Annotated in this window: 12 protein-coding genes; 8 read left to right on the top strand and 4 right to left on the bottom strand. The window is 40.4% G+C overall.

The window, feature by feature from the left end:
- The first annotated feature begins 350 nt into the window (after nt 1-350).
- From R2S10_RS22115 to R2S10_RS22100, 4 genes are all read left to right on the top strand, one after another.
- A complete protein-coding gene (locus R2S10_RS22115; protein WP_316842597.1) occupies nt 351-608 on the top strand; it encodes a hypothetical protein in 258 nt (85 codons plus the stop codon).
- Between the two features lie 239 nt (nt 609-847).
- Nucleotides 848-1,945 (top strand): hypothetical protein, encoded by a 1,098-nt coding sequence (locus R2S10_RS22110; RefSeq protein ID WP_316842596.1) that lies wholly within the window; start codon nt 848-850, stop codon nt 1,943-1,945.
- A 69-nt stretch (nt 1,946-2,014) separates the two neighbouring features.
- Nucleotides 2,015-3,124 carry a serine hydrolase domain-containing protein gene (locus tag R2S10_RS22105; protein WP_316842595.1) on the top strand — a complete coding sequence of 370 codons (1,110 nt, stop codon included), beginning with the start codon at nt 2,015-2,017 and terminating at the stop codon, nt 3,122-3,124.
- Between the two features lie 48 nt (nt 3,125-3,172).
- On the top strand, nt 3,173-3,712 hold the full coding sequence (locus tag R2S10_RS22100; protein ID WP_316842594.1) for a hypothetical protein: 540 nt from the start codon (nt 3,173-3,175) through the stop codon (nt 3,710-3,712).
- Nucleotides 3,713-3,783: 71 nt separating this feature from the next.
- Here R2S10_RS22100 and R2S10_RS22095 read toward each other — a convergent pair whose 3' ends face one another.
- Entirely contained in the window at nt 3,784-5,085 is a 1,302-nt protein-coding gene (locus R2S10_RS22095) for an OmpA family protein (RefSeq protein WP_316842593.1), read from the bottom strand.
- Between the two features lie 331 nt (nt 5,086-5,416).
- Here R2S10_RS22095 and R2S10_RS22090 point away from each other — a divergent pair, with 331 nt between their 5' ends.
- The gene (locus R2S10_RS22090; RefSeq protein ID WP_316842592.1) at nt 5,417-6,814 is read left to right on the top strand and encodes a hypothetical protein; all 1,398 of its coding nucleotides are present in this window, start codon (nt 5,417-5,419) and stop codon (nt 6,812-6,814) included.
- Nucleotides 6,815-6,887: 73 nt separating this feature from the next.
- Here the strand turns inward: R2S10_RS22090 and R2S10_RS22085 are convergent, their stop codons facing one another.
- Complete coding sequence (locus tag R2S10_RS22085) at nt 6,888-7,982, bottom strand: hypothetical protein (protein WP_316842591.1); 1,095 nt, start codon at nt 7,980-7,982, stop codon at nt 6,888-6,890.
- Between the two features lie 91 nt (nt 7,983-8,073).
- Nucleotides 8,074-8,772 carry an FAD-binding oxidoreductase gene (locus R2S10_RS22080; protein ID WP_316842590.1) on the bottom strand — a complete coding sequence of 233 codons (699 nt, stop codon included), beginning with the start codon at nt 8,770-8,772 and terminating at the stop codon, nt 8,074-8,076.
- 251 nt (nt 8,773-9,023) lie between these two features.
- Between R2S10_RS22080 and cobT the strand changes: the two genes are divergently transcribed.
- Genes cobT through cobC form a run of 3 tightly spaced genes read left to right on the top strand, consistent with a single transcriptional unit; the run spans nt 9,024 to nt 11,368 of the window.
- The gene (gene cobT / locus R2S10_RS22075; RefSeq protein ID WP_316842589.1) at nt 9,024-10,028 is read left to right on the top strand and encodes a nicotinate-nucleotide--dimethylbenzimidazole phosphoribosyltransferase; all 1,005 of its coding nucleotides are present in this window, start codon (nt 9,024-9,026) and stop codon (nt 10,026-10,028) included.
- Entirely contained in the window at nt 10,029-10,817 is a 789-nt protein-coding gene (gene cobS / locus R2S10_RS22070; protein ID WP_316842588.1) for an adenosylcobinamide-GDP ribazoletransferase, read from the top strand.
- Nucleotides 10,802-11,368, top strand: coding sequence for an alpha-ribazole phosphatase (gene cobC / locus R2S10_RS22065; RefSeq protein WP_316842587.1), 567 nt, complete (start codon nt 10,802-10,804; stop codon nt 11,366-11,368). The genes cobS and cobC overlap by 16 nt, the downstream gene beginning before the upstream one ends.
- Nucleotides 11,369-11,450: 82 nt before the next feature.
- Here cobC and R2S10_RS22060 read toward each other — a convergent pair whose 3' ends face one another.
- Nucleotides 11,451-12,065, bottom strand: coding sequence for a gluconate 2-dehydrogenase subunit 3 family protein (locus R2S10_RS22060; protein WP_316842586.1), 615 nt, complete (start codon nt 12,063-12,065; stop codon nt 11,451-11,453).
- Between the last annotated feature and the right edge of the window lie 13 nt (nt 12,066-12,078).

The raw sequence follows: 12,078 nt of genomic DNA, 5'->3' as shown, positions 1-12,078 counted from the left end.
TTTACAAGGCCATGAGGCCGGGTTTGAAAGCCCTGTAAAGCGATCTCAGCCTTGGTACTTCCCTAGCAAACCCCTGGAAATACACTGGATCATATGGCTTCATCTTAGGATCTGTATCCCATAAGACATGGCCAGGATCACAGCATGCCATCACCCCAACTTTGTTACAAAGAAAGTCCCTTACAAATTCCTTCTCTTAAAACCTTTTCAGTATTTTTAAAAAGCAGTTATTTATTTCCAGGAAATAAAATAATGACATTTACCGACACAATTATTAACCACAGTCAGCGTTTAAGGCTGTAATAACAATTGTAAAAAACCCATTCAATGACACAATAAATCACAGTTCAATGAAAAAAATGAGGTCAAAAGTAGTAAAAGCACTCAAAAGAGAATTCACCTTCGATTGCACCATTTCAGCAAGAATGAACCAGGTCATCTTAAACGTTAAAAACATAGATTTTGAACAGCACCTTGGACAGTTAATCCAGCAAACACAGCTGATTATTGACAAATATTTCCCTCGCAGAGAAGAACATCTATGCCTGGTGATCCGACAAATAGATGGCAACCACCAGAATACCTTTAAAATCTGGAAGTCTATTTAATTCATAGCTAATTGTAATTAAATTTCCCCTCTATAAAAAGAGGATAAGTTCTTCATTATAAACACAAACGCCTTCAAAACCAAAAATTTGAAGGCGTTTTTATATACAGCCTATTTTTTTTATAGCCTTTAATATAAAAGAGCAGATAAATCCTTTTAAAGCAGGTTTATATTTCAGATTTTGATTTTCCTTTTATAGCCCTAACTTAGGTTATATTTCCAGTAAGCGATATCATCTCTATGAAATACATCATTAGCCTCCTACTCCTCCTTTCCAGTTTTGGCAAATTGAATGCACAGGTACTCGTACCTGTAAAAATTGACACTACGCAAGGAAAAACATTAGCACTCTACCAATTCATTAATTCCTATATGCAGCAGGATACCATCAGTAATGAATTATGGCATCCAAAATATAAGGGGAAAGCGATTTACAATTATACGATGGACTGGATTTGGGGTCAATACACACCAAAAAAGATCAGCAAATTGTATGACCTGGAACTTTCAGAGCTACAAATCCTCAATGATAGCCTAGCTTATTTTAAGCTTTTAACGAAATCCCGCCCGAAGGAGAAACAGGATACTGAAGTCAGTGTCTATAAGTTTTACATCGTAAAAATTGGTGATCGTTACTATCTGGACAACTGTAAACCTTATGATGATTCCAGGTTCAAAACCTATGCAACCAAAAATATCATCTTTCATTACTCTCCTTTTTACAAGCCCGATCAACAAAGGATGAACAAGGCTTCTGAACAGATGGAAGTTTTGTATTCGCAATTGAGAAGACCACATTTACCAAAACCACTGGATTATTACCTATGCGCCACTGAAGAAGAATTGAATAACCTATCTAATATTGTAATCTGGACCGGCGGATTGGGAGCCTTTACCAACATCCCGGAAGGCTATGTAGTAGCCATAAATGACGACCCTCTTTATAAGCATGAATTTGTTCATGCCATCTTACAATCCAGTGCCAATTGCTTCTTTATGCAGGAAGGTATCGCTTCTTTATATGGTGGTATGAATAAAGGAAAACTGAGCTATGAACAGGGAATAAGGGAACTTAAAGCCGGTTACCTCAGCGGAAAATGTCATTTTGACAACCTGTACGCCAGAGAAGTAAAAGAACAATACAACGGCAGTTTAACCTATACTTTTGCTGCAGCATTTTGCAAGTATCTTATCGATCAATATGGGCTCGACTATTTTTACAAATTGTATTACAACAAAGAAATTACTACTGAAAACTTTCTTCAAAAAGTAAGTGCCAGCACAGGAAAAACAGAGTTGGAGATTAAACAAGGAGTTGAAGCTGTGATTTTTAAATAAGTAATCACCCACGTAACAAACTTCAGCACAACCTGTCTATTGGTTATAAAATACTAATGGACAGGCCTTATGAACAGAATTACCATTTCCGCTATTATTCTGCTGACACTCTTTGCTTTTAAAACAGAGGCACAATTAAAAACCTTAAGTGGCGCTCAGATCAGTACAGAAAAACTGGACCAATTCCTTGCAAAACAGATGGATTCTTTGGGAATACCCGGCTTATCGTTTGCACTCATCAACAATGGCAAAGTGGTTTACCACCGTGCAATCGGTGTTTCAAATATGGAGACAAAAGAAAAGGTGAATGATCAATCTATCTTTGAAGCAGCATCTTTGTCTAAAACACTATTTGCTTATTTTGTACTGAAACAGGTAGATCAGCACAAACTTGATCTCGATACTCCATTGTACCGCTATCTACCCTATCCGGACATCGCCAAAGACGAACGTTATAAACTCATCACCGCGCGCATGGTGCTTGCTCATACCAGTGGATTCCCGAACTGGAGACATTCTGATCAACGCGATGTAAGCCTTTATAAATATGGAGAGTTATTCCTGAAATTTACACCAGGAACACAATTCGCCTATTCCGGTGAAGGTTATTACTACCTCGCACAGGTAATTGCCAGGTTAAATAAGCTAACGATCATCACACTTGATCCCTTATTTCAAAAGGAAGTCAGCAAGCCCCTTAAACTCAAAAGCGCCTGGTTTAGCGGCAATAAAAACATTACTCAACATAAAGTTAAAGGTCATATGAATGGAAAACCATTCGATAAAGCATGGCCAACTTCTTTCCCGGAACAAGATTCCACCTGGTTTGAGGCTGCAGGCGGATTACATACAGAAGCATTGAATTTTTCTACTTTTTTAATCGCTTTAATGGACGGCAAGGGTTTATCAAAAAATATGATCAATGAAATGTTTAAAGAACAGGTGCAGCTGGATAAAAATAGTCCGCATTTCTTGTACAATGGCGATACTGCCTGGGGCCTGGGAATTGCGATAAAACCTACAAAGTATGGCGTTATTTATGAGCATGGAGGTAACAACGGAGATTTTCAATCTGGGTTTAAAATCAATAAAACCAACCATAACGGCTATGTATTGTTTAGTAATTGCGATCAGGGGCGTACGCTAAATACAAACATCGGCAATTTGCTAAGCCAATAACATTTCGGTAGGAAATAAGTACCTTCAACCACCTACTAATTTGAAAATATGAAAAAACTATTTACGATAGCGCTAGTCCTCTGTGCGATCACTTTTGCAAAAGCACAAACCATAAAGTCTTACCTGGCCATAGTGAAAACGGATTCTGGTAAGGTAAAAGGCATCCTATACACCGCTAATCCAGACTATCTTGTGGTAGATGACGGGAATGGATTTAAAACTGTTAAAATGAATATCGTTAGATCCGTCAAGATCCGAATGGTTAAAAAAGGTTATGAGGTTAAAAAGTTAGTCAGTCATGACATCAATTCTGATGGTGAGTTTGAAAGGGGACCTAATGGACAAATGGTTAGGAAATGGGGCACTAAAGAACCTACAGTCGGAGACCAGGTATGGGGCGCTGTTGGGGGAACGTTTTTCAATGTGATAGGCAACATGATTGCCGCTCCTATCCATGCTATTAACCCTAGTCTTGCCTATTATAAATTTCAGCCTACACAGCCAGACTCCGCAAAAGTTCAAAGTTTAAGTTATTATTCTATTCAGTACCAGCAGAACCCCAGCTTAGTAGAGTTACCAAAATTATAAAGTCCAATTATAAGCGCATTAAAAAGCCGTTAGGATATTCAATATCCTAACGGCTTTTACAATTGAAACCTTTATTTTTCTGTTACCCGAATATCAATACGTCTATTTTGCGCCCTACCTTCAGGGGTATCATTGCTGGCGATTGGATGTTCGGCACCATAGCCTTCTGCTTCCAATCGTTTTTGATCAATCCCCAGTTTCGTTAACTCATTCTTGGCGGTATTTGCACGTTCATTAGATATTTTCTTATTCACAGCTGCATCACCAGTATTGTCGGTATAGCCACCCAATTTTAAGTTTACCGCCGGATAAGCGACTAAAATAGCGGCAATGTTATTTAATTGCTCCTGAGATTCTGGCTTAAGCGTACTCTTTCCTGTCTCAAAGTACAACCTATCAAAGGTAAACCAGGTGGTTTTATCTACCGGCTTATCTTTATCTTCAATGAAGGCAATCAGTTTATGTTCGACGGAGTTTTCAGCAATGCTGATTTCTTTACCATCAGGTAATTTTTTACTCATCTTAGCACCGAGTTCTCTTACAAAATCTCCAGCCTCATTTAATGTCCCTGTTACCGTGACTACCGTTGCGTCTACTACACCAGACATTTTACCACCCACAGTATCTATGCTGGCGGTTACAGAATCAACGGTACTCGTTACTTCAGTTTGGTTACAACCTTGTTTGCCCAACATCCACCATAAGGCTACTATAACCACAATAAGTGGAAGCAGCCATTTGATAAAACCACCGCCAGTATTTTTATCCGGAATATTTACGGGTGGGATGTGACTTGCGCGATGTAGTTCTGGTGTTGGTTTCGGAACATCCGGGATATCTGCATTGGGTAGGTTAATGTTTCCGATGCCCAGGGAACTACCTAATCCAGGAGGTAATGCTGCTGCAATATCCGCTTTGCTTTCAAAAATCTTTCCTAATAAATCAGAAACGCTCCAGCCTTTTGAGGCCATGACTTTGGAGATTAAGCCGGTTACCAATGGAACGATCATTGCCAGTAAACCCGCAGACTTACCCTCAGGCAGCCCTGTAGCAGTAGAAACTGCATTTGTTACTGAACCGGTATCATTTCCAAATAAACTACCTAACATGGATTTCCCCTTTTCCAGGAGTGTATCTTCAGGACCATTTAGTAAATCTTCGTTAGGATCAGTGGCCGTAGAACCGGTTACACTAGAAAGGATATTGTCCAGAAAGCCTCCTCCGGCTCCATTTTTCATGATCCCGGCTAAGACTGCTGGGATACCAGCAGAGAATCCTGTTTTTACCTGATCCTCTGTTACGCCAGCTTTCTGGCTTAAAGAAGAGATAACGCTTCCACTTACCTCATTCTTTAACATTTCAATTAAATTCATGCTTATAGTTTTATAGGTTAGAAAAATTATATCATAAAGTGTCTTTCGGTAACAGACGCCTTAATTTTTAAGATTCAAACAAATACTATACACCCTCAAATAATTTCCATCCGGCAAAAAACTATGCCTACACTATATAAAAATAAGCAATATCTTCTAATTAACACGTAATAAAGTATTTAACTATAAAAAAACCACCCTAGAGAATTTAGGAGTACACCTTCTTGAGGAAGTATTAATCAGGCAAAAAAAATTACGTATTTTAGTATAGCATGGTCGCGGAGCGCCATCAATTTAGAGCCAATCAATTTCATATCCTAAAAAACCTCCTATGAAAGCCAAAATAAACTCACTTGAAGAACTCATTGCAGCTTTAGATCAGGATACTCCACTAAATTTAGAGATCCAAACCTCCATCCTTTGCCCCTATGGTATTGTACTCCCCGTTGGATTTAGCTTAAGCGGACTGGACAGAGAAAGGTCCATACTTAGTTTCAGCAATAGTGACGGCATCGCATTAACTGCCAATAATGAAATCAGCAACCTGAACATACAAACAAAGCCGGGCAACAGGGCAATTTATTTACTCAGTAACCAGGCTGATCTCGGCACTTTCAGTCTCAGTAACCTCAGCATCACCGGTCAGGTACAAATATTAACCCGTTCAGGTACGCTTCAAACCAAACTTATTGCCGAAAATATAGACATCGTTGGCTGTGATGCACGTTGCTATTCTGAACAACCGCAAAAATATGGGGTAAATGTTTACCAGGGCGCATTTACCGTTTACAATTATAATAGTCAGCCGGACAGTGTGATTCAAGCGACATTAACCAATATTTCTATAGGAAGAAAAGGAGCCCCTGTTATTGGATCAGGCTTATTTATCGGGGGCTTTGGCGACAATGGCGGTTGGGTATTAGCAGAGCAGGTCAGCACCGCTGATATTTACAGTAATGGCATGATTCCTTACGGTCAGCCAAATCTGATTACGGCAGCCGTATTTATCGGGAATGGCGCTAAAATAAAAAAACTTCACAACAAAGGAGTAGCAACTACTTATGGCGTAAACGATATGGTATTGGATACCTGGGGCCAGGTAGACCGCTGGCTGGCAGAAAAGCCCATTACCTCTTATGGCCCAAGCGGAATTGGCTTTGTCAACTTCGGAATAGTCGATTCTTTTGAAGCAAAAGACAAAATAGAAACCTTTGGATTGGGCGCCAGAGGCTTTAATCAATATGATGGCACGATTAACCAGGCGGTATTTCATTCGATTGAAACTCATGGAAACGGTTCTATAGGAATTCAGGTGAGTAAACCAATAGGCAGTATCAGCATCAAAAACGACCTCATTACCCATGGGGCAGTCGGACAGTCACTGGTAAAAGGAGTCCTGCTCTCCCTACCCGCGGATGGCCTTAGTGTGAAACCGAATGGAGAAATTAAGCAGTTGAATATTGCCGGAAGCATCATTACCTATGGTAGCGGGGTACATTCCTTAAACATCGAAGGCGGCAAGGTCAATGAACTGGCGATCAAAGGAGAAGTCATCGCAGAAGGAAAGAATGCAGTGGCGGTATCTGTTACTCAGCAAGGAAAAACATCCTTGAACCAGGTCCGCGCAATCTCCAGACAAGGAATAGCAGTTTTAATAGAAAAGGGTGTCGTTACCGACCGTACAGATCTGCAAGCCAGAGGCGACAAAGGAGATATCGTAGAAGAATAATTGTACATAAATCCACACAGCCGGGAATTGCCAGCTGTGTGGATGCTATAAAGATCAGGTGTTCATCCTGGATCTAGTACTCGTATTTTGTTGGATTATGTCTGCTTCCATCTGCTTTCTTTCCTTCACGAAGGTAATCGCCAGTCATATCGATGTACGTATTGTAGGTATTCAACATCCTGTAATCCCAATAAGGATACTCGCGATCAGTCAGTAGTTTATTGATCAAAGGTCTCATTGCCAAATGAAAGGCTTTGCTACTTGAAGCGTAGGTCATATTGCTGCTATGGCCAAAACCAAGCGCATGCCCCAGCTCATGAACAATCACTTCTTCTGAATTCTTGTTGTAGTGACGCATCAACACATATTCTGCACCGGCAACCAGGTTACCACCACCTAATCCACTCACGTTTCTTACCAAGCCTGTTTCAACATTTGCTCTGGTCAGGATATCACGATACACTGCTTCTTTACGCTCAGTACTTAGTAAGGTTCCATCATTAGCGGTTAATCCTTCGTAAGCCATGAAGGCCGTCTGAGTGGAAGTTTGTGAAAACAAATAAGCAAGATTGGTAAACATCACCAAACTTTCTCTGGCATGTAGAGGGTTCATACGGTACCAGTTTCCTGCATCTTCCTGTGATTTTCTAAAGCTCAGTTTCCATGGAATTTTAATGGCATTCAGTCTTTTGTAAAACGGATCGTCTACCACGACAGTAAATACGGCTTTAGAAAGATCTGTTTGTTTCGGAACCGTAACCAGTTGACCGCTTTCGGTATACAGTTGTTCTTCCTTTTCTACAATAGACACAGGCAATTTAAAAGTAACCAATGGGGTAATAGAGTCAATTTTTAATAACTCTACGCGTTCCGCATCAGCTGTGAGTTTCACAAAAACATGAACATCTTTGATGGTTTTCAAAGTGAAATTGATCAGTTTTACTTCTGAAGTACCGCTCAGTTCAATTTTAAGCGGATCTCGTAAAACGATGCTTCTCGTTACCATTACCTCAGTAGATTCAGTATCTGCCAACAGATTTTCTACCCCGCTCAGGGATTTAAAGTTTAGGACTTTTGTTGAAACGACGGTTTCAATGGGTTCTTTTTCAGCCTTTTTACAAGAGAAAAGAACGATAACAAATGAAAAAATTAGTAAGTAATGTTTCATAATAGGGATTAAATATTATTTACCCCAATTATACCTAATAATTTCGTTTTATGTCATACATATTATCATTTAACCCTGTTAAAAGGCCTATCTAATAGGCTTCCAGCACGATGAATGCTTTATCAATGTTCAATGTTTCCAGCATCTCCAGTACCGCCAAGATGAAGGGATCAGGGCCACATACATAGTAATAGGCATTCTTCTGGGTACTATAATTTCTTAACAGATCCAGGTTTATTACCGCCCCTATTGCCCCTGGTTTTGTTGGTGTTTTCAGAATATCTACATACTGATCGCCCAGCATATACTTTAACTCTGCCCTGAGGATAATATCCTCTTCCGCATAATTTGCGAATAGCAAAGTATTACCTGCTAAAGCACCATCTAATTTCAGCTGACGAAGAATCGCAATAAATGGGGTAATCCCTGCTCCACCTGCAATAAATACTCCAGGTCCTATAAAATGAATGGTTCCGAAAACATCATGAATAATCAGTTCATCACCTGTGGTTAAAACAGATAACTTCTCAGTAATCCCTTCATGACCTTTATAAATCTTAATGATAAACTCCAGATATTCCTTGTCATTGGTACAGGTGAAAGTAAAAGGTCGGAGTTCTTCGGTTAAACCGGGCTGATTAATGGATATATCTGTGGCCTGGCCGGCTACAAAACTATATCCGACTGGTTTTTCCAGGATAAAGCGCTTTACATTTCGCGCTACCGGTTCCACATTCAATATTTTTACAATATGCTCCACCTTAATATGATCTAACAACTTTAGAATCATAAAGTTTCGTAAAGCCAGCAAGAGTGATCGTCATTCCTAAATACGCTAATCTTAGCTCCCGAAATTTACCCTTTAAAATCCGACGATATACCTTTTCTCTGCTTTCCTACCAGCTTATCTAACATCAGTTCAGGAAACAACACCATCCATTTTATCGGTTTTAACGAGTAAATATTGTTAATTTCAGCCTTTATTGGCTCGATCTTATCAGTTTGCCGATATTTATTCAAAAAAACAGGCGATAGTAACATATGAAGGACGAACTTCAACGAAAAATAGATTTAAAGACTAAACCACAAGGTGCATTAGGCAAGTTAGAACAGCTTGCTCAGCAAATCGGAACAGTACAGAACACCCTTAGTCCGGAGTTAACGAAGCCCTCAATTGTGGTTTTCGCGGGAGATCATGGCATCGCAAAATCTGGTGTAAGTGCCTACCCACAAGAAGTGACTTACCAAATGGTGTTGAACTTCCTGAATGAAGGCGCAGCAATCAATGTATTTTGTAAGCAACACGACATTCATCTTCAGATAGTAGATACAGGGGTAAATTTCAACTTTAAACCCCATGAAAAGCTGATCCGCGCAAAAGTAGAAAAAGGAACGAAGAATTTCCTAGAAGAACGCGCCATGAACATTCAGGAGCTGGAAAATTGCTTGAGCCAATCGGAGAAAATCGTTAACGACCTTCATGAAGGTGGCTGTAACATCATTGGTTTTGGAGAAATGGGCATTGGCAATACCTCTGCTGCAACCATGATCATGAGCAACCTTTGCGGCTTACCCATTGAAAGCTGCGTGGGCAGAGGCACTGCCTTAAACGACGAACAATTTGCCCATAAAATCAGTATCCTGAAACAATGTGAGTTGCGCCATGGCCGATCAGCGGATCCAGTGGAAGTACTACAGACTTATGGCGGTTTTGAAATTGCCCACATTACCGGAGCAATGCTTGCCGCTTATGAAAACAATATGTTGGTGATGGTGGATGGCTTTATTGCCACAGCAGCTTACCTAGCGGCGGTAATGATCAATCCATTGCTCCAAAACAATGCGATCTTCTGTCATTTATCCGATGAAACCGGCCACCGTCAATTGCTGAAATATCTAGGCGCAGATCCAATTTTAAACTTAAACATGAGGCTTGGTGAAGGTACCGGATGTGCCGTAGCCTATCCATTAATTCAAAGTGCAGTAAACTTTTTAAATGGAATGGCCAGCTTTGAAAGTGCTAGCGTATCCTCAAAAGCATCTTAGATGAAGGAAGAAATTCGCATATTTTTTACGGCAATGATGTTTTATACGCAGTTGCCTTGTCCGAAATGGGTAGACCATAACCCGGAACACCTGAACAAATCTACCCGATACTTTCCTTTGATCGGTTGGATTGTTGGCGGACTCTCCTTTCTCGTATTCTGGATCAGTAACATTTTATTTGATACAGAAATCGCAATTATGCTATCACTGGCAGCAGGAGTATACATCACCGGATCTTTCCATGAAGATGGTTTTGCTGATGTATTTGATGGATTTGGAGGTGGCTGGACCAAGACTAAGATCCTGGATATTATGAAAGACAGTCGCCTGGGTACCTACGGCGTTGTATCTTTGATCTTTTTGTTCGGATTGAAGTACTTAGCCTTACATAAATTGTCACTTACTTTTGGAGGATCTACTCTCTACATCCCCTTGTTATTTTTCATCACCTACCATTCCCTCGCAAGATTAACCGCCATACAAATCACCTTTACTTCTAAATATTCCCGTGAAGATGAAAGCAGCAAGTCGAAACCTATTGCCAAAGCTTATTCGTATAAAGAAGTGCTTGGGGCCTATATTTTCGGCTTAACCCCGCTATTGATATTGGCTTCTTTTCGCTGGCAGCTGATCTTAGTATTGATCCCTTTAGCCTTGCTTTATGTTATCAGTCAGCGCTACTTTAACAAATGGCTGGATGGTTATACCGGCGATTGTCTGGGTGCCGTAGAGCAGTTTGCAGAAGTCATCACACTCTTAACTTTTCTAGTAATATGGAAGTTTATGTAATTCGACATACCGCAGTAGCGGTAGAGAAAGGAATATGTTATGGCCAATATGATGTGCCATTGGCAGATAGTGCAAGCCAGGACATTAATGAACTCCTGGCTAAATTGCCTGATGATTTTGATCAGGTTTACAGCAGCCCTTCCAGTCGCTGTCAGCTTTTGGCCAGTAGGATTACTCAACATGTGCCGGAATGCGAATCCAGACTAATGGAAATGAATTTCGGCGATTGGGAGCATCAGAAATGGAATGATATGGACCAGGAAGCCCTTGGCATCTGGATGGCTGATTTCGTGAATGAGAAAGCGCCATCAGGAGAAAGCCTGACCATACTTTTCAATAGAGTACAGGGTTTCATAGAGGAAATCAGGAAGCAGGAGTTTAAGAAGATTGCCATTGTAACCCATGCAGGGGTAATCCGTTGCATCTGGGCATACCTCCTGGATATCCCGCTTCAAAATGTCTTTAAAATCCCTGTTGATTATGGAAATGGGCTTATTTTTAGCTTGAATAAAGATAAAACACTCGATCAGATCAGGAAGACCAGCATCTAATAACAGCATACCTTTTAAACAAATAAAGCCCTTATCTGAAGATTTCAACATAAGGGCTTTACGTTATATTTGATCCGTGATGTTACGCGAATCCGTATTGTTTCAATACATCTGCAGGTACACCCTCCCATTTATTAGGAACGTTACCTACATAACCGATATCTTTCACACCCATTTCTGTGGTATAAAATCCTGAGGCCGTCAGACTTCTCATCAGGTTGAAAAAGGCAACGCCTTGTTCCATTCCCGGTTTTGCTTTTTTAGGGTAAGCAATCTGATCCACCATTTCAATTTTCTGCTCAGAAGAAACATCTTTGAAAGGTTTCTCCCAACGGTTCAAACATTGCATATCCAGCCATCTCAATCCGCCTCTCATTGGCGTTTTATGTTCTGGCATATCTTTCACGATAAACTCAATGAAGTCCGGTACTTTAGCATCCGTAGCACTTCCTGATTTATCATCTTTAGGGATGATGATATCGGAAAGCACAGCGATAGTTGCCATTTCATGTGCGGAAAAGAACTTTTCCTCCATCAGCGTTTTATCTCTAAGCACTTCCCATTCTTCTCTTCCTGGATGGGCTCCTGCCTCAGGAGTTGCGGCTACTTTAGGCTCACCTGGTTTACAGGCGTCTAATAGTACTGCTGAACTTATGGCGGTTAGTCCTAAGACTTTTAACGAATCACGTCTGTTCATAATTTTTTCTTTG

Source organism: Pedobacter gandavensis (genome assembly GCF_032678745.1).
GTDB classification, from domain to species: Bacteria; Bacteroidota; Bacteroidia; order Sphingobacteriales; family Sphingobacteriaceae; genus Pedobacter; species Pedobacter gandavensis_C.
Note: the sequence above shows the minus strand (reverse complement) of the source record. Positions and strands in the feature narration are given on the sequence as shown.

Coding starts and splice junctions, on each gene's coding strand:
- R2S10_RS22115 (WP_316842597.1), top strand. CDS start 351: ATGAAAAAAATGAGGTCAAAAGTAGTAAAAGCACTCAAAAGAGAATTC.
- R2S10_RS22110 (WP_316842596.1), top strand. CDS start 848: ATGAAATACATCATTAGCCTCCTACTCCTCCTTTCCAGTTTTGGCAAA.
- R2S10_RS22105 (WP_316842595.1), top strand. CDS start 2,015: ATGAACAGAATTACCATTTCCGCTATTATTCTGCTGACACTCTTTGCT.
- R2S10_RS22100 (WP_316842594.1), top strand. CDS start 3,173: ATGAAAAAACTATTTACGATAGCGCTAGTCCTCTGTGCGATCACTTTT.
- R2S10_RS22095 (WP_316842593.1), bottom strand. CDS start 5,085: ATGAATTTAATTGAAATGTTAAAGAATGAGGTAAGTGGAAGCGTTATC.
- R2S10_RS22090 (WP_316842592.1), top strand. CDS start 5,417: ATGAAAGCCAAAATAAACTCACTTGAAGAACTCATTGCAGCTTTAGAT.
- R2S10_RS22085 (WP_316842591.1), bottom strand. CDS start 7,982: ATGAAACATTACTTACTAATTTTTTCATTTGTTATCGTTCTTTTCTCT.
- R2S10_RS22080 (WP_316842590.1), bottom strand. CDS start 8,772: ATGATTCTAAAGTTGTTAGATCATATTAAGGTGGAGCATATTGTAAAA.
- cobT (WP_316842589.1), top strand. CDS start 9,024: ATGAAGGACGAACTTCAACGAAAAATAGATTTAAAGACTAAACCACAA.
- cobS (WP_316842588.1), top strand. CDS start 10,029: ATGAAGGAAGAAATTCGCATATTTTTTACGGCAATGATGTTTTATACG.
- cobC (WP_316842587.1), top strand. CDS start 10,802: ATGGAAGTTTATGTAATTCGACATACCGCAGTAGCGGTAGAGAAAGGA.
- R2S10_RS22060 (WP_316842586.1), bottom strand. CDS start 12,065: ATGAACAGACGTGATTCGTTAAAAGTCTTAGGACTAACCGCCATAAGT.